The sequence below is a fragment of the Vibrio sp. QJM3NY_27 genome (genome assembly GCF_057785955.1).
In genome coordinates, this window is sequence record NZ_CM173512.1 from 194,032 (window position 1) to 212,337 (window position 18,306).

Annotated in this window: 17 protein-coding genes; 7 read left to right on the forward strand and 10 right to left on the reverse strand. The window is 44.0% G+C overall.

What is annotated here, in order from left to right; translation table 11 throughout:
* Positions 1-211 precede the first annotated feature (211 nt).
* From AC3CIA_RS16760 to AC3CIA_RS16770, 3 genes are all read right to left on the reverse strand, one after another.
* Positions 212-526 carry a GIY-YIG nuclease family protein gene (locus AC3CIA_RS16760; protein ID WP_065205876.1) on the reverse strand — a complete coding sequence of 105 codons (315 nt, stop codon included), beginning with the start codon at positions 524-526 and terminating at the stop codon, positions 212-214.
* Complete coding sequence (locus tag AC3CIA_RS16765; RefSeq protein ID WP_054547119.1) at positions 527-1,183, reverse strand: YceH family protein; 657 nt, start codon at positions 1,181-1,183, stop codon at positions 527-529.
* 63 nt (positions 1,184-1,246) lie between these two features.
* Complete coding sequence (locus AC3CIA_RS16770; protein ID WP_054547120.1) at positions 1,247-1,447, reverse strand: hypothetical protein; 201 nt, start codon at positions 1,445-1,447, stop codon at positions 1,247-1,249.
* 195 nt (positions 1,448-1,642) lie between these two features.
* Between AC3CIA_RS16770 and AC3CIA_RS16775 the strand changes: the two genes are divergently transcribed.
* The 3 genes from AC3CIA_RS16775 (at position 1,643) to AC3CIA_RS16785 (ending at position 3,136) form a co-directional block, all read left to right on the forward strand.
* Positions 1,643-1,957: a DUF496 family protein gene (locus AC3CIA_RS16775; protein ID WP_004730049.1), complete on the forward strand. Its 315-nt coding sequence runs from the start codon at positions 1,643-1,645 to the stop codon at positions 1,955-1,957.
* Positions 1,958-2,108: 151 nt separating this feature from the next.
* A complete protein-coding gene (locus AC3CIA_RS16780) occupies positions 2,109-2,735 on the forward strand; it encodes a D-Ala-D-Ala carboxypeptidase family metallohydrolase (RefSeq protein WP_065205875.1) in 627 nt (208 codons plus the stop codon).
* Positions 2,736-2,899: 164 nt separating this feature from the next.
* The gene (locus AC3CIA_RS16785; RefSeq protein WP_004730045.1) at positions 2,900-3,136 is read left to right on the forward strand and encodes a hypothetical protein; all 237 of its coding nucleotides are present in this window, start codon (positions 2,900-2,902) and stop codon (positions 3,134-3,136) included.
* Positions 3,137-3,168: 32 nt separating this feature from the next.
* Here the strand turns inward: AC3CIA_RS16785 and AC3CIA_RS16790 are convergent, their stop codons facing one another.
* A complete protein-coding gene (locus AC3CIA_RS16790; RefSeq protein ID WP_488519661.1) occupies positions 3,169-5,760 on the reverse strand; it encodes an ATP-binding protein in 2,592 nt (863 codons plus the stop codon).
* A gap of 980 nt (positions 5,761-6,740) precedes the next feature.
* On the opposite strand from AC3CIA_RS16790, the gene AC3CIA_RS16795 reads away from it, so the two are divergent.
* Complete coding sequence (locus AC3CIA_RS16795) at positions 6,741-8,177, forward strand: glyceraldehyde-3-phosphate dehydrogenase (RefSeq protein ID WP_019823413.1); 1,437 nt, start codon at positions 6,741-6,743, stop codon at positions 8,175-8,177.
* Positions 8,178-8,416: 239 nt separating this feature from the next.
* Here AC3CIA_RS16795 and AC3CIA_RS16800 read toward each other — a convergent pair whose 3' ends face one another.
* Positions 8,417-9,490 carry an FAD-binding oxidoreductase gene (locus AC3CIA_RS16800; RefSeq protein WP_488519310.1) on the reverse strand — a complete coding sequence of 358 codons (1,074 nt, stop codon included), beginning with the start codon at positions 9,488-9,490 and terminating at the stop codon, positions 8,417-8,419.
* 102 nt (positions 9,491-9,592) lie between these two features.
* Positions 9,593-11,254: a hydroxylamine reductase gene (gene hcp / locus AC3CIA_RS16805; RefSeq protein ID WP_488519311.1), complete on the reverse strand. Its 1,662-nt coding sequence runs from the start codon at positions 11,252-11,254 to the stop codon at positions 9,593-9,595.
* 273 nt (positions 11,255-11,527) lie between these two features.
* Here hcp and AC3CIA_RS16810 point away from each other — a divergent pair, with 273 nt between their 5' ends.
* A complete protein-coding gene (locus AC3CIA_RS16810; protein ID WP_017061777.1) occupies positions 11,528-11,758 on the forward strand; it encodes a hypothetical protein in 231 nt (76 codons plus the stop codon).
* 53 nt (positions 11,759-11,811) lie between these two features.
* Positions 11,812-12,975, forward strand: a complete 1,164-nt coding sequence (locus AC3CIA_RS16815; RefSeq protein ID WP_488519312.1) for an alpha/beta hydrolase — start codon at positions 11,812-11,814, stop codon at positions 12,973-12,975.
* 109 nt (positions 12,976-13,084) lie between these two features.
* Here the strand turns inward: AC3CIA_RS16815 and AC3CIA_RS16820 are convergent, their stop codons facing one another.
* From AC3CIA_RS16820 to AC3CIA_RS16830, 3 genes are all read right to left on the reverse strand, one after another.
* The gene (locus AC3CIA_RS16820; RefSeq protein ID WP_017061779.1) at positions 13,085-13,699 is read right to left on the reverse strand and encodes a LysE family translocator; all 615 of its coding nucleotides are present in this window, start codon (positions 13,697-13,699) and stop codon (positions 13,085-13,087) included.
* A gap of 126 nt (positions 13,700-13,825) precedes the next feature.
* Positions 13,826-14,746, reverse strand: a complete 921-nt coding sequence (locus AC3CIA_RS16825; protein ID WP_488519313.1) for a LysR family transcriptional regulator — start codon at positions 14,744-14,746, stop codon at positions 13,826-13,828.
* Entirely contained in the window at positions 14,740-15,201 is a 462-nt protein-coding gene (locus tag AC3CIA_RS16830; protein ID WP_017082486.1) for an Lrp/AsnC family transcriptional regulator, read from the reverse strand. Before AC3CIA_RS16830 ends, AC3CIA_RS16825 begins: the two co-directional genes overlap by 7 nt.
* A 256-nt stretch (positions 15,202-15,457) precedes the next feature.
* On the opposite strand from AC3CIA_RS16830, the gene yjeH reads away from it, so the two are divergent.
* Positions 15,458-16,726 (forward strand): L-methionine/branched-chain amino acid transporter, encoded by a 1,269-nt coding sequence (gene yjeH / locus AC3CIA_RS16835; RefSeq protein WP_065205869.1) that lies wholly within the window; start codon positions 15,458-15,460, stop codon positions 16,724-16,726.
* A 46-nt stretch (positions 16,727-16,772) separates the two neighbouring features.
* Here the strand turns inward: yjeH and pdxR are convergent, their stop codons facing one another.
* On the reverse strand, positions 16,773-18,230 hold the full coding sequence (gene pdxR / locus AC3CIA_RS16840) for a MocR-like pyridoxine biosynthesis transcription factor PdxR (protein ID WP_488519314.1): 1,458 nt from the start codon (positions 18,228-18,230) through the stop codon (positions 16,773-16,775).
* Positions 18,231-18,306 lie beyond the last annotated feature (76 nt).

Consider the following 18,306-nt stretch of genomic DNA (forward strand, 5'->3'; position numbering starts at 1 on the left):
TGATAAATGATAGCGCCTCATAATAATTAGAACGGCATTCTAAATGAGCGATATGTTAATTTGGAATGGAGATTAGTAATAACAAGCTAGATGATGAAATAAGGCTCTCAAGACGAAAGTTAATTAATACATATAATCAACAACTTAGAATAATTCAGCGTAAGGTTTACATTATTAAGATTTAATCAATAACAAACATTTTGGCTATGAATTATGAGACTTCGATATATTGAATTCTGCCTTGTTGCCACTCAATAATCAGTTTAAGTGATACCAGTTTTTCTTTGCGAGATTTTGGTAGTTGTTTGATCGCGTATTCGGTTTTCAACGCCTCACTTTTTGACCCAACACCAAAACTCCAAACTAGCTTAAGCGGGCCTTTACCTTTTAAAGCTTTGGCGCCTTTACCGGTTTGATGTTGTTCAAATCGACGTTCTAAATTATTCGTCACGCCACAATAAAGGGCATTGTGACGATTGCGGATTAAGTACACGACCCAATCCGCATTTTTATCAGACTCAGACATCTAAAGCAGTGATTCAACCAGAGCCTTAAGCTCTGCCACTTCTTCACGTAGGCTTGCTACTTCTGATTCAAGCTCTTCAAACTTTTCGCTTGTCGCAGAGGGTGCAGCCGCACTTACCGATGCCGTCGCAAACGCTTCAACATCCACTTCACCACTCAATAAGTGCTGGTAGCGTGATTCGCGCTTACCCGCTTCACGTGGTAACTTCACGACTAAAGCGCCCGCTTCTCTTACGGCTAATTTATCGAGTGTCGCTTCAACCTCTTTCACATCACTAAAATTAGCAAGACGACCAGTACGAGTGCGCAGTTCGCCAGGCGTTTGCGCCCCACGAAGCAGCATACAGCAGATGATTGCGCGCTCTTGCTCTGTAAATTGCAAATCCCCAAATTCAGTATTACAGAAACGATGCTGATACTTATTAACACGGCTATTGAAGCTGCTCTCATCACTCACCATGCGGCGAGCTATCAAACCATCAACCGCATCTAAAACGTCCGACTCAGACAGAGAGAGAACTGGTTCTCGGTTACTCTTTTGGTTACATGCAGTCGTTAAGCTGTTTAACGTTAACGGGTAATGATCCGGGGTAGTGACTTCTTTCTCGATCAAGCAACCGATAATTCTCGCTTCAATTGGGGAAAGTACTGTGTTCATCGTTTTTCCTTTTTATTATTTTGATAATTCCATCTCAACATTTAACAATGCAGCCAGTAATGGCTAATGCTCAGACAAAATCGGTACTCGTTTCTTTCTGCCTTGTTCATCAATCATTATGATCTTAGAACGATTTAGCTCTATTTCCACGACTTCCAAATAAGTACGTTCTTGTACATACGCATCACGAAGCTTGTTTTGCTCTGCCGAAGGTTCAGTAACATCGCCGCCTAAATCTTCTGTTTCCAGTTGTTGTTGATTCATTTCACATTTCGTATCAATGCAGTGTCTATACTGGATACTAACTTGAACAGTTAGATAAAAACAATCGCACTTTAGCGAGAGTGCCGAATAATTATACAACCTTACTTTTGCTTTGATCTAAAGACTGTTACAACACTAACTGATGTGCTTTAATCAGAACCAGACAACGTATTTGACGATTAGGAAAAGGAATCTATGAGCAGCGTATTTGAAATTGTTAACCAAGCACGACGTAAGAACAAACTTAAGCGTGAACTTTTAGACAACGAAAAGAAAGTTCGCGACAACCGCAAGCGTGTCGACCTTCTTGATAACCTACTTGATTACATCAAGCCAGAGATGACTCACGACGAGATCCTAGGCATTATCAAAAACATGAAAGCTGACTACGAAGACCGCGTTGATGATCACATCATCAAGAGTGCAGAGATCTCTAAAGCTCGTCGCGACATCAGCCGCCGCATTCGTGAACTAACAGAAGAAGACAAGCAAACTCAAGGTAAGAAGTAATCTAACCTAGCGAATTTACTTGCAACAATGTTAGTAACCCACTCTTAGTAGTGGGTTTTTTTATGCCCAAATTCTAACGTCTATACTTAAGCGAACGTAAAACTGAGCAACTGTAAAACTAACTAGGTGAACGTAAGCAACGGAGTGACCTATGTACGCAAGTATTCTGATTACCTTAGCGTTATCAACGACACAACCTTACCCTGAAAAGTTTGAGAAACTTTATACCGAAGAAACCGAAATCACTTATGACGATCTCGTGGTCGATGTTCATGGCTACAAAGTTCCGACCCGATCAGCATTTCGAGGTTGGATGCTCCTTAACCACGCCCAAGATCAAGTCAAAGCGATCGGTCAACAACTCAAAGACAACGGTATCACTCAGAGCATGCCTCTGCATTTAGTCTTGTTGCAAGGCACGGATTGGGCAATGAGCAATACGACCCTGTTTACCCTTCCCAATAAGAAACATGTGCCAAACATGATCAATACCCTTAAGTACATACAACAATATATTGAGCCTGAAATTGGCGTTGTTATCCCTGTGTCCGGAGAGCGAACCAATATTTACAATCAACAAGCTGGCGGCGCACTGCGAAGTAAACACTTGGAATTCTGCGCCTTAGACTTAGTTCCTGCGAATGATATTACTCGCGAAGATCTACACGTGAAACTTAAAAAGATTCATGCTGAATTTGGGCAAAAAAATAACGTTGGGCTGGGTTTGTATTCTGGTGTTCGATTCCACATCGATACTTGCGGATTTAGACAGTGGTAACCACTCAATGGAGTCATAAAGACTTGATAATTATTTGAGTCATTATGACACAAACAATTAGCAGAACACTTTAACCAATTGATTTAATGATTAAAATAAAACTGGAACGCTAATTGCTATTGATAACGAGTATCATAATTATTAATAGCAATTAGGAATTCAATATGAAGACGATGACTCAACGCTTTCAAACGCTACTTTCTGTTTCAAACTTCAGTCTAGCAACCACCGCCTTGCTTATGCTACTCAGTATTATTGTTGCTTATCCGATGGCCGATCACTTCTCACTGCCAATTCAAATTGTCGCACACATCAGCACGATCTTAGTGGCTGCATTACTAAAGATTAGTTATGTCGGTCGCTGCCTTGCGCAATACAACCTTGGATTAGAAGTTCGCTAAATCGTACAGTGCTAGCCTTGATAATGAGCTAGTTAGACAATATCAAGGCTACTGAAAAGGTCATACAGTTGGTGGGATTTATAAGGTTTCGGCAAGTAGGCATTCATGCCCGCTTCAAAGCAATCTTTGATGTCTTCTTCCAGCACACTAGCGGTTAAAGCAATGATGGGTAATGGCGCAGCTTGCTGATCAATCTCCCATTGTCGAATCGCACGGGTCGCCGTTATACCATCCATAACCGGCATCATGCAGTCCATTAAGATGGCATCAAACTGAGCGCCTTGAGTGATGACATCCACCGCTTCTTGGCCATTACTGGCAATCAAATATTCATAGCCCGCTTGCTCAAGGAAGAAGCTCGCTATCTTCTGATTCATTAGGTTGTCTTCAACAATCAGAATACGTCGGTTCAGAGAACGAACCTCTTCATCTTTTACTTCCACCGTCGGCGCTTGTTCTTCACCGATATCGAGCGATTGTAAGCTGTTTAAGAATCGTCGACCCAAGAATGGCAATGTATGAGTTGAGTGAACCGTTTCTGTGATTAGATTGGTTTTAAAGAGATGATGCTGACACACGATAACGCGAGCCAAAGGGTATAACGCCTTCAGCGTCGCAAGATCTTTATCCATGGAGTGATGCAACGTATGACAATAAAGTATGAAGTCACTTTCTTTCAGGTTTTCATCAAGATCCGAAATGGATGACACAACATTAGGTCGAACATTTAAGCGTTCACACTCTTTGACCAGTTGATCGAGGTAATTGAAAGAATTCGAGATAATAGTCGCACGGTTTAGGTTGTCGAAGGTTTGAAGATGAGTTTCGACAGTGTCGACATACAAACAAAAAGTGAACGTTGAGCCCTCTCCTTTCACTGAACGTGCGGTTATGTAACCACCCATTAAATCAACAAGCTGTCGACAAATCGCAAGCCCTAACCCTGTCCCACCGAATTGGCGAGTAATACTGCCATCTTCTTGAGTGAAAGGTTCAAATATGGACTCTAACTTCTCAGGCTCAATCCCAATCCCGGTATCAGACACACTGCATTCAAGCTTGCCTCTACCCAAAGACATAGGTGTGTATGCGATATCCGTCGTAATCGTGCCCTTTGACGTAAATTTGATGGCGTTAGACAGCAAATTGGTCAGCACCTGCCTTACACGGTACTCATCGAAAAACAGCTGCGGTGGAGTTTGGGAATCGATATTGATGTCGAGTTCGATATCCTTACTTATCGCTTTGGATAAAATCACACTTACTGAGTCGTAAACCGCCTCTCTCAGATCAGCATTGTGTGGCGATAGCATTAAGTTGCCCGACTCGATTTTGGACAGGTCAAGAATGTCATTAAGCAGAACCAGTAATGAGTGAGAAGACGATTCGATATCTCCTAACACTTCTTGTTGATTCGCGCTCAGTTGGCTTTGAGATAAAATTTCAGCCATCCCAATAATCCCGTTGAGTGGTGTACGTATCTCATGGGACATATTGGCTAAAAATGCGCTCTTCGCCTTATTAGCCGAAATTGCATCTTCTTTTGCTTCTACTAACTCTTTGTTATGTTGATAGTTACGCTCCATCACTCGATTCAAAGTTTCAGTGAACTCGGCAAGTTCATCGTTACCTTGAATATGAATGACCTTGGGCTTGCCGTAGCTATCCGCGCATTCAGACACCCCTTTCAAAATAATCGATAGGTTTCTATTTAAGCGAAGAGATGTCGCTACACCAAGCCACAACAACACACCTGAAACGACAAGAATAAGCAATGTCATAACCAAGGTTTGCCTTTTTTGCAGCGCTATATTTTTGGTCAGATCAAACTGTAATTGCTTCGTGTAAGCACCCACAGCCTTTGAAATCGCTAACTTCTTTCGTTCTAAACCTTCCACATGTTCATATATTTCAGGCGACGAGAAGTCACCTTTGAGGATTCGAGCTGTAAAACGGTTTTGAAATTCATCTTTAGAAAACGCACTTAATAGCTTTCTAATTTCAGGCGAACGGCTTCCTGATCGGAAAAACGTATCTAATAACTGCTGCTGCCTTTCTAAAGCACCAACATAACTCAATAAATATTGATCTATCAGCTCTGGAGAACGATACAAGCGGTAGCTCAACCACGCTTCTCGCTGAGTCCAGAACACGTAGTGAGTAAGATTGATAAACATCGCGTCAGCTTGACTGATCTTTTCGTCCACGATGATAATGCGATATTCAGATAGCTCCATTAACACGCCTTTTAGCAAGTCAAAGGCATGCTCTGTCAGTTGCGTGTTGTTGTCCGTAATTTGTGATGCGTCGTTGTTCATACTGGAGGTTACGCGAGCGAGTTTCGCTAACACACTCTTAAGCTCAACCAACTGCGGTTCAACAGTCCAATTGCTATCGAACTGTCGAAGCTGTTTATCGTACTGAGCCAGTCTAGCTAAATCAGCTTGCAGCTTTAAAAGCAGCAGCTCTTTCTCTGGAGAGTCATTAGACAGAACCAACCATCGATAAGCATCGCTTGAAACGGTATTAAAAGATTGAAGCGCTTCAACCTTAATACGAGTTGTTTCAAGGTGATTCATCTTCTTATCGTTCTTGAGCACTTCATTGACTGTAAAACCAAACATGATGAATACAGAAACCGTGGAAAGAAATATAAGACGCCATCTAATTGACATGTTTATCATTTTTATAACGACTCCCTTCCCGAAAGTAATTTTACCTAGCCCAAGTTAAGAATAGGACATTAACAGGACTTATTGATCAAATTGGATATGAACAAACGATACTCTGAGCCCAGAACGGTAAATTATGATCAACTTACCTCCATGTTTAGGCTTTAAAGGGGGGGCTTTAACTAAACAGATAGACTCAAAACAAATATGCTTTAAGCAGTTGTGCTGTAAACACGCGAGGTCTAAACACAAAATGTTTAAACAGGAGGAGTATAGATGAGAGAGCTGTTTACAAACGAGGTATGAACAAGTGAAGTTTAACGAAGCAAGCTTTATCCAGTTATTATCACTCGCATAATAAGCAAACGGCCACGCTTCTCGGCTCCACAAGGTTGGGAGTAATGACTCAATAAACCAACAAACACCGAAGTTAAGTGAAATTTGTGAGATCCAATCGTTTGCGTCATGCACTTTTCGCACTCGAATTCGGCGAATTCAAAGGTCGAAGAAGAAAACGCATTGATCACCTTATTTGTCGTTTACTGTTTACGTGTAACTTGAGCTCACGATCACACCTTTAATGAACACTATGACTTTTATTACATATAATATTTTGATTTGAGTATTTTTTGGCGAAAATTAAGTGCTACAGATTGTTAAAGTCAATAGTCTTTATCGACGTTCAAATCTTGATTTATGGCTAATATCAAGCCAATTTAAAGATATTTTGTCTGTATTTATTTTTCCTAGCAGAATAACCCGTCGTACCTTACAATCCTGCCACATAAAAATTACAAGTTACACACAAGGCATGTCAGCACATTTAAGTGGCAATAAAGACCACAGCCTGATGCCTCAAATCCCCTATGCTGATTGGCTTCCCTACAACCGCCATGAATGCAGAAACTTAACGTGAAAGGTCCCGAGTAAAGATGAGTCCCGAAAAGCACCTCCTAGATTGGCAAACTAGTCAAACCATTGCTGAATCCATCGCTCCAACTTTAGGTCAGTTATACCGTCAAAAAGGCGTAGAAGTTATCCTCTTTGGTAAGACCTTAGTTAACGCGACAACTATCGACATCATCAAAGCTCACCGTATCGCAAAACGTTACACTGGTTCTCCTCTTACAGCAGAACAGACTCAACCTATCATTCAACACCTTCTCTCTATGGACTTGTCTCCATGTCGTATTGATGTTGGTCGCCTTGCGCATTCATTTTGGCAAGATCGCGAAGACACACACGGGTTGGATGATTTCCTACAAACTGCACTCATTGAATCGCTTGAAGGCGATGCGATGACAGAACCTCGTGACGTTGTATTGTACGGTTTTGGTCGTATTGGCCGACTGCTCACTCGTCTGTTGATCGAGAAAAGTGGCCCGGGTTACCCACTGCGTTTACGTGCAATCGTTGTACGTGGCGGCAAAGATGGCGACCTAGAAAAACGTGCAAGCCTGCTTCGTCGTGACTCTGTACACGGCCAATTCAACGGCAGCATTGTTGTAGACCAAGAACGCAAAGCGATCATCGTTAACGGCAACTTCATCCAAGTTATCTACGCAAACAAACCAGACGAAGTGGATTACACGACTTACGGTATTGAAAACGCACTTGTGGTTGATAACACAGGCGTATGGCGTGACGCGGAAGGCCTGAGCCAACACGTTGCTTGTAACGGTGCGAAGAAAGTGCTACTGACTGCGCCAGGTAAAGGCGATATTAAGAACGTGGTATTTGGTGTAAATGAAAATGTTATTCAGCCAGAAGACACCATCATCTCTGCAGCAAGCTGTACTACTAACGCAATCACGCCAGTATTGAAAGCGGTTCACGACAAGTTTGGCGTGCTTTCTGGTCACATCGAAACGGTGCACTCATTTACCAATGATCAAAACCTAATCGATAACTTCCACTCGGGTGATCGTCGTGGCCGTGCTGCGTCACTGAACATGGTTTTGACATCGACTGGCGCTGCTAAAGCAGTATCAAAAGCGATGCCAGAGATGGAAGGTAAGCTAACAGGCAATGCGATTCGCGTACCTACGCCAAACGTTTCAATGGCAGTTGCGAACCTAAACCTTGAGAAAGGCACAAACAAAGAAGAGTTGAACGAGTACCTGCGTGAAATGGCGCTATCTTCGACTTTATCTGCACAGATTGATTACACCGACTCGACTGAGATTGTATCTACGGACTTGGTTGGCTCTCGTCACCCAGGCGTGGTTGACGGTGTGGCGACTATCGCACAAGACAACCGTGCCGTGCTGTACATTTGGTACGATAACGAGTTTGGCTACAGCTGCCAAGTTGTTCACTGTATGGAACAGATGATGGGTGTACGCTACAAGACATACCCAGAAGTTTAATAAACTTCGCTCTTGTAGATACGTCCATCGCGACAAGCTCCACAACATAATAACTATATCTGTGAAGTCTGTATGGGCTTCGCAACCCCTTTTGTTTTGCTCCCCCGTATAAACAAGAGGGTTGCCACTTAGATCTGCTCTCTCTAACTGATCTAGGTGGCCTTTTTACATCTAGCGCTCTAACTTTTATCGCTATGACAAGACCTTGTCTTCATCACTCTTGCACAGCTTCGCGTCTGTTATAACTCCACCTCAACATCTGACTGAATCGAACTTGAACATGCGAGCACGTAGCCCTGTTCAATCTGTTCTGGCGTCAATGTTTCTTGGCTGCTTGATTCCACAGATCCTTTGGTCACTTTGCACTTACACGAACCACAAATCCCACTACGACAAGCGATAATAATTGGAACCCCTGCTTTTTCTAGTGAATCAGCTAACGGGGTGCCCACATCAGCTTCCACTTCTTTACCAAATGCAGGAACAAACACCTTAACAGCACCATTTGAATCCGCAGATGCTTCTGGTTGTGGTTCTTCTGAGGCGCTATTGGCTAATGAATTATTGCTTTGAGCAGCGGGCGTGAAACTCTCTTGATAAAAGTTATCCATATTGAACTCTAGTTCTTTCAGGTAACTTTCTATGTCTTGCATAAACCCAACTGGGCCACAAAGATAAACGGTTCTGTCTAAGATATCAGGGCTCAGTTTCACCAACCAATTCTTATCCAATCGGCCTTGAGGCGCGGTTGTTCCTTCATTATCTTTCAGCAACAATTTTAGGTTGAAATTAGCGTGTGTTTCGTCGAGCTGATGAAGTTCTTGAAAGTAGATTGTCTCGAGCTTATTACGTGCCATATGAACGAAATCTATTTCCATCTCGCTATCTTGAGATAACCAATATTTCACCATCGCCATGACCGGCGTGATCCCACAGCCCGCACTGACTAATGTCACTTTTTTGCTAGTAGTAGGCATGCAATCAATGCAGTTAAAGCCACCAGCCGGTTTTAAAACAACAACCTCATCACCTTCATCAAGCTCATCGACAATGAAGTTAGAAACCAAACCACCTTCTACACGCTTTACTGTCAGCTTTATGCGGTTGTCTTCAGGGCAAGAGGCTACAGAGTATGCGCGATAATCGGTTTTTGTCGGCATATCCAAACCCAGCGTAATGAACTGGCCGGGCTTAAAGTTGAAATGTAGGTCTTGTGGAATACTGCCAAGCTCAAAGCTGACCGTATCTGGCGTCTCGTGCCATTTCTTTAAACACACTAAATTGATTGAATCGCTATCCGACCATGCATACATAGTTCACACACCTTGCTGATGACTAAAGATTAAAATCTAAAAAGCCCCGACGTTACCAACTCTAAAAGAACAGCAACAAAGGGGCTTAGGAGTGGGCTTAAATTAAGCCGCTAAGATTGTTTTAAGATCTTGTTCTGGCGTTGAGATAGAACGCATATCGAACTCGTCTTGCATAATCTTAAGTAGGTTCTCAGTTAGGAACGCAGGTGATGTTGGGCCTGTGTAAATACCTTTCACACCTAGAGCGAACAGAGTAAGCAGGATAACGATCGCTTTTTGCTCGAACCAAGATAGAACCAGCGTTAACGGAAGTTCGTTGATGCCACAATCAAACTCTTGAGACAGTGCGATAGCAAGCTGAATAGCAGAGTAAGCATCGTTGCATTGGCCAACATCTAACAGACGTGGGATACCGTTAATGTCACCAAATTGGTTCTTATTGAAACGGAATTTACCACATGCAAGAGTCAGGATTACTGAATCTTCTGGCGCTTGAGCTGTGAAGTCTGTGTAGTAGCTACGCTCAGATTTGTCACCGTCACAACCACCGACTAGGAAGAAGTGTTTGATGTTGCCTTCTTTCACTTGCTCAACAACCGCAGGTGCCGCTTCCATCAGTGCGTTACGACCGAAGCCAACAGTGATCATCTGCTCGATCTCGTCGTGTTTGAAGCCTTCTTGCGCCAGTGCACAATCAATTACTGCGCTGAAATCATCGCCTTCAAGGTGATCAACACCTGGCCAACCTACGATGCTACGTGTAAATAGACGGTCTGCGTAAGAACCTACATCAGGGTTAAGCAGGCAGTTAGATGTCATTACAATTGCGCCAGGGAAGTTAGCGAATTCTTTTTGCTGGTTCTGCCAAGCGCTACCGTAGTTACCCGCAAGGTGTGGGTACTTGTTCAGTTCAGGGTAACCGTGTGCAGGTAGCATCTCACCGTTGGTATAAACATTAATGCCCTTGCCTTCCGTTTGTTGAAGGATCTTTTCTAGATCATGCAGGTCGTGACCAGAAACAAGGATACAGTGACCTTTCTTCGTCTTCACATTCACGGTTGTTGGTTGAGGGTGACCAAATGTATCTGTCTCGCCTTTATCCAGCATTTCCATGACTTTGTAGTTCATTAAGCCAATCTGCATAGACGTATCTAGTAGTTGTTTTAGGTCTGATGGATCCGTACCTAGGAAAGCCATGATTTCATGGTATTCAGCAAAGATGGCATTGTCAGTTTGACCAAGAACACGTGCGTGCTCCATGTAAGCTGCAGCGCCTTTTAGACCGTATAGGCAAAGAAGACGAAGGCCAATCACATCTTCATGTTGAGAATCGTAACCACGGTTAACCGCGGCTTGTGGTGCAAGTGCCAATAGCTCTGAAGAATCGGTTGGAAGATCGAATTGCGCAGCAGCCGAAAGTGCTGGGATTTCAAAGCCAATCAAAGTCGCTGCTGCGCGAACTTGTTGCTCTAAACGCTGTTTGAATTCGTGAGATTGCTGTGCAAATTCGATGATACGAGCAGGGTCGAAGTTAACGTTGGTCAGTGTTGCGAAAAACGCTTTTGGCGCCCACTCGTCGATTTCAGTATCAATAACATCACACGCACGGCCTAAATTGGCCCAAAAAGAAACACCTTGAAGAGAATGCACCAACACGTCTTGAAGGTCGGATACTTCCGAAGTTTTACCACACATACCTTGTGCGAAAGAACAGCCTTTTACGGTTGGGGTTTGAATTGTTTGTTCACATTGAATACAGAACATATAAGGGCTCCAGTAATTTTTATTAACTGTAAGTACTTTGCTTACAGTGACGTATTCCAAACCCTATACAGCATCAAGCGTGCCAACTTTTAACCTATTGATTTTATTAAACTTAGTTTTATTCCATATTTTTGGTGCGTGATTATGACTACATATAAACTCCCTAACAGCACACATCCGTGTCATAGTGACTCTCAGAGATTATTTAACGGCGTTCATGTTTCGTTCAGAATAGAAGCGATAAAGTAACAACATAGAAAAAGAGGAATGAATATGAAAAATATATTAGTTACGATTGTTGCATTGTTTACTGGCCTTTTGGCGTTATTCACAAGCTTGATCCTTGCTATTCCTTTAGCTATTGCAGCTTTAATTACTGGCAAGCGCATTCAGAATCAAATGAAGAAACAAGGTTTCGCAGCTCATATGAACACGCGTCAGTCATCAACCAATGATGCCGGTGTTATTGAAGGTGAATACGAAGACCTTTCAAGCAAAAAGTAACCTAAACTTTAGTTTCAGATATAGTGAAAGCACAACAGAGACAAGATTACATAATGCAAAGAAAGCCCCTCCTAGCACTGCTGTCCTTAACGACTTTAAGTCTCGTTGGTTGTTCCAACGAGACAACTATACCCGCTTACGAAACGTCTCCAGACTTGCCTGGCTATCAGCAAGACAGCTTTGACGCCTACGTCAATGAGACCCAAGATTGGCTGCTGAAAAACCGCGTGTTCATGACAAAAGACAAGCAGCTTGAGATTCAACTGAACTCCCCGACTGAATACAAACCTACCAAACCTAACGGCAAGGCAGTGTTATTGGTCCATGGATTAGGCGATTCACCCTATTCGTTTAAAGACATCGCTACCCATTTGGCTGAGCAAGGTTACTTAGTGAGAACCGTATTGCTTCCGGGTCACGGCAGCCGTGTTGGCGACTTAATGCAGCCAAACTTAGAAGATTGGCAGGGCGTGGTGGCTCACCACACTAAGTTGCTAGAGCAAGAATATGATTCTGTGTGGCTTGGCGGTTATTCAACAGGCGCGAATCTCGTGACTTCACAGGCGATGAACGACCCTAAGATCTCTGGGTTACTGCTGTTCTCTCCTGCGTTCCAACCGAGTTCGTCTGCGGTTCAATATGCAGGGCTAGCAAGTTACTTCGTTACGTGGGCCGATCAAGATCCTGAAGACAATGTGCTTCGCTACAACTCACTACCAATGAATGGCGCCTCGGTTTACTACGAGACATCGGAAGTGGTTCGCGAAGACTTACAAGATAAACACTTCGATAAGCCGGTGTTTATTATGATGAGTGAAGGCGACAGTGTCATTGACACCAGCTTCGTGCAACAAGCGTTTACTGAGTCTATGCCAAACCCAAACAATGTGTTGGTTTGGCAAGGAGAGACCACACTCGACGATCCTCGCGCGGTTCAATACAGCATGAAGATTCCAGAGCAACGTATCTCGAACGGCTCTCACATGGGGTTATTGTTCTCGCCAAGCAACCCGTACTACGGGATCAATGGTAGCGAGAAGATCTGTTCTAATGGTCAGGCTGAAGGCTTTGAAGCCGAGTGTAACGCGACAAGTGAAGTTTGGTACTCAGCATGGGGATATCGTGAAGAAGGGAAGAACCATGCGCGTTTGACCTATAACCCCTACTTCTCAGACTCGATGGCGAAGTTAGATGCCGTGCTGAACTCTGAAGGCTAATAAGCTCAAGCCTTTCGAAACCAATCCATAGAACTCAAAAAGGCTCACTAGATAACGTCTAGTGAGCCTTTTTTATGTATATAGGATCTTGTCTTAGTATGAGCGACTGCTATATCGTCCACACCACACGAACAGCAAGCAAGATCAACACCACGCCAGATAGTCGATCAATCAACTGAGCTTTCGAGCGAATACGTTCAACAATCAACGGGCTAGACAGTACCAAGGTGATAAAGGTGTACCAAAGGCCGTCGACAATCAGTGGCGTTGAGACAATGATAACCTGATTGGTCAGCTCATTACCCAATGCGACAAATTGGCTGAACAGAGCGATGAAGAACAATGCGATCTTTGGGCTCAAGATAGAGATCAAGAAAGCCTCACGAGCAGACTGCATGTAACTCATCTTTTCACCCGCTTCTAATTTCGCAGCAACACCACCTTTCGAACGCAACGCATTTACGCCGAGATAAAGCAGATAAGCAGCACCCGCTAAGCTAATACCTTTAAACAACATTGGGGATTGCTCAAGCACAACAGCTAAACCAACAATGGTTGCGAACGCATAAATACCGATGCCAGCAGCGTGTGACCAAGCTGCGATAAGCCCGTTCATACGGCCACCAGCCAAACTGTGTTTAGCGATCATCGCCAAACTTGGGCCCGGAGACATTGCCCCCAACAAGCAAATCGCTAATAAAGAAAACCAAATTGTTACTGTCATCATTCCATTCCTAATAAATAAAGCGTTCCAGCTGAACGCTCTACGCTTAATACTCAATACTTGGCACTTACCATAATCCGCAGGAGGTATTATTTGAAATCAAAGATTATCATCATACTTATGATTTCAAGTCATACTGATATTGTAACTCGACTTTTGCATGGCTTGGAATGCTTTTTCTCGCGCCCATTTGTGGGCAGAGTCGTTGTCATATTTAGGGTGCCACATTAACCAATAGGTATGCATTTCCGTATCAAATGGCAACGAAAAGTAGGTAGTATCGAGGTGTCGACCTAGGTTGTAAGCGATATGTTCTGGCACGATCATCAAGTAGTCGTCTTGCATTAGCACAGTGCCAGCGGATGAAAAGAACGGGACCTGCAAAGCCACTCTTCGCTTCAGCCCTTGCTTCTTCAATGCTATGTCCGCGTAGCTGTCTTTATCTCCGCCACCCGTCACTTTGATGTGAGAATAGTGAACAATATCTTCTGCACTCAAAGCCGATTGGTGGGCTAATGGGTGCGACTTGCGCATCAAACACACCGATTTATCTTCACCAAGCTTAATGCTTGATACATGTTCTGGCTTTGTGGGAAACATACTGGAAGCCAAATGAATACCCGACTCGTTCAGAGCTTCAAGGTAGTTTGGCTGCCACAAGCGGAAAGCCAAATTAATGTTCGGGGCTTCGGCGGACACCTCTGCAACAATAACAGGAAGAATATACTGAGCCACATAGTCACTCGAAGACAATACCAGTTCACCCTGCCAGTCTTTCGGTTCAAAGGGTTTATCGTCTAAAAGGTGGTCGAACTCTCCAAGCAAGTCATCGAGTTTACCTTTGAGCAACAAAGCACGGTTAGTCGGAACCAGTTTGTTACCATCACGAACCAGCAAAGGATCACCACATAGATCTCTAAGCTGAGCCAGTTGACGGCTCACCGCCGACTGCGTGATGTGCAAACGCTGAGCTGTTCGACTGACATGACACTCTTCAAGAAGCACATGCAGAGAGCGCAGTAGGTTTAAGTTGATATTGCCTAACATGAATGCACCGTCGCATTCTGTTTGTTAAAAAACTCCGTCAAGACAGTATGAGTCATGAGGTGTCGAAGCTCTGGATAGCTTTGCAGCCGATCGCGGATTTGATTCAAACGGTCCATGCTTTCAACTTCAACATAAAGCATCATGTCAGTCTCACCGCTAATAGAGTGGCACCATTGCACCTCATCAATACTCTGGATTCGTGTCGCGTAAGACTCACAACTATGGTCGCTGCTCGACATGTCGAACTTCAACAAGATGTAAGCGCACACATTCTTCGTTTGATTGGGCTCTGCCACTTGAGCACAATAACCCGTAATCACTTTGTCGCTTTCCAGTTTCTTGATTCTGGCATTCACCGCCGAACGCGAGAGACTGACATCTCGGGCGATATCGCTCACTGAGCATCGTGCATTGGTTTTGAGAATATCCAAAATTTGGCGATCAAATTTATCCATGCTTCTGATTCTTTCCATTTATTGTTCTATTTATAACGCCTAATTTGACACAACTTTCCTACTTATAACAGCCATTATGACAGCCGACACTTTCACGCTTAATCAAGTTAAAACCGTTAAATTGACGGTGTCTTAAGACGTTTCGCTAGCTGTATTATTGATGTCGACAATGTATGCTCTCATTCATAGCATCACCCATACATCAGAAGACAGGCACAATAAGGCCGATATGATAAGCCAATAGCTAGGAGAGCGAATGACACAACTCAAACAAGAAATCACGCTTATTTCAGGAATCGGACAACTCTCGACTACCTTGCTAGGCACTGGATTATTTATGATCCCTGCGATCGCAGCAGGCATTGCAGGACAGTTGTCACTGCTCGCGTGGTTAATCCTGTTTATCGCTATTTGCCCGATTGCACTAACCTTTGCCGCATTAGGAAAACGCTACCCCAATGCAGGTGGCACGGCCTATTTTGTTCGCAAGGCGTTCAGTGAGCGATTAGAAACCAGCGTGGCTTGGTTGTTTGTGAGTGTTATTCCTGTCGGTATTCCGGCTGCCATTGCATTGGCTGGAGGTTTTGCACAACAACTATTGCCAGCGCCACTCGACACACCACTTGGCGCTCAGTCCTTTACCGTCGCTCTGCTTATTGCTGTCAATTTGATGGGCAGTAAGTCTTCTGGCCGCTTACAAACGGTGATCGCCTTGTCGATTTTTGCCTTGGTTAGCGCCTTTGTTTGGAAAGCCGACATCACTGCAGCGGACATCGCAGTTCCGACCATGACGTCTGATTCGATGTGGTCGATTGGCGCAGCCTTAGCGGTGATGTTTTGGTGCTTTGTCGGGATAGAAGCCTTTGCTCACATGGGAGAAGAATTTAAAAATCCACAGCGTGACTTTCCCATCGCAATCATTGCAGGGTGTTTCGTTGCGGGCATAGTGTACTGGGCTTGCTCGGTGGTTATTATCAAGCTAGGCGCTTATGGTTCACCTGAATTTGATGCTGCATCCATCCCGTGGGTAACAGAACAACTGTTTGGTAATGGCTTCAAAACCGTCATCAGTGTGCTTGGTTTCTTTGCTTGTTTTGCTAGCCTAAACCTTTACACACAAAGCTTGTCTCGTATGATTTGGGCTCAGGCTCGCCAACACACTCCTACGAGTAGAATGGCTCAACTCAATAGCCGTGGCGTACCACTTTACCCAACCTTAGCAATTGGCTTTGTCGCGCTTATCTCTTGTGTGATTGGTGAGTTGTCTAATCTCGATCTCGAATTCTTTCTTAAACTCGCCAACGGTATTTTCGTTCTGGTTTATCTGCTTGCAATGTTAGCGGCTTGCCGATTACTGACTGGCGCATCTAGATACACCGCCATGCTCTCATTGGTCATCTGTACTTTAGTGTTTATCTGTTTAAGCTGGTCGATGCTCTATGCCGTGACTATTTTTGTGACATTGTCACTCCCTTGGCGTAAGTGGCTAGGTAAAGGTAAAACCGTTTCTGTCGACAAGTTATAACTCGATTAATGATGAATCGACAAACTGTAAGCATGCCCTACCAATATTACTGATAAAAAAGCCGAGCGATCTGTGTGATCTTCGGCTTTATCTCAGCCAAACGGATATTTCCAAATCCCAACACCGCCCCATTCCAATCACGAGCATCACTTGATCCATATTCATAAAAGTCAAAAGGACGAATGATGATATTTTCAAGCCCTGCTCTACGGCTCCACTCATGTTCAGATATGCCTTGATACCACTTCACGGTCACATGTAGCCCTGCCGCTTGGCTAATCACTTCAAGATCGCCATGAAACTCACTTTTAATCGCTTCTATCATGGCTTCATGCTTGAGTTTGTATGAACGACGCATCTTTCTAATATGACGCAGTAAATCGCCTTCGCGAACAAAATCCGCCAAAGCTTCTTGTGTATGAGACGCCGTGTCTCCAGTGAGCGCATCTTTAATCTCAAGACACTTCGCCACCAAACTTTCAGGCACCACTAAGTAACCTAGTCGCAGGCCATTGAACATCACCTTGCTCAGGGAACCGACATAGATGATTCGATCATCGAATCCTAATTTTCCCGCTAAGCCTTGCATGCAGGTATAAGGGCGATGAGCAAACTGGAACTCACTGTCGTAGTCATCTTCAATGATCCATGACTGATGTTTATTAGCCCAATCGATCAACTTGAGGCGTTGTTCAGTATTGAGGGTCGTGCCCATTGGGTATTGGTTACTCGGCGTAACATAGAGAGCCTTAGCATTACTGGACAACACTTTTTCAATATCTAACCCAACCTTTTCACGCACACTCACACCATCTAGCTCTAGCCTCAACAGATCAATAATTTTATGCACTTGTCGATAGCCCGGCTCTTCCACAAGGATTTTGTCGCCCATCGCTAACGTCGCCATTAATCCGATTGAGATGGCTTGCTGCGCACCAGCGGTGATGATGATTCTATCGGCACTACAATTAACCGAGCGACTACTCGCGAGATACCCGCTCAATGCATCCCTCAAGGCCAAGCTTCCCTGAACCTCTTGATTACCCGCAATGTTCTGACGCGTAGAGTGACGTTGCAGCAGCCTCTGCCATTTCGCAAAAGGAAATGCATCTAAGTCAGGAACTCCAGGGGCAAAGCTGCGGTTAATGTCGTTAGGTGTCGCTATGTTTGCCATCGGTTGACTTATTACGCGCTTAACCGGTGCATCCTGAACACTGTTTGGCTGAGACAAACTTAGGAAGTGCTCTGGCTGTTCAACCGAGACATAAAACCCTGAACCTTGCTTGCTCTCGATATAACCTTCGGTGACCAGTTGTTCGTACGCGTAGATCACCGTATTTCGACTCACCGATAACTCGACGGCTAGCTTACGTGTTGAAGGTAACTTACTGCCCTTACTCCATAAATCGTGCACGATCTTCTCTCTGATCGCGTGAAACAAGGCGGTTTGGCGCGTGTCATGTTGCTCGTCTAACTGTAGGTCACCGACATCAATAGGCTGCATAACTGGATCCAAATAGTGTTTAAAAGTGGCTCTATTTAATAGACCAGTTAATCGCTACATTAATCAAAAGGCAATG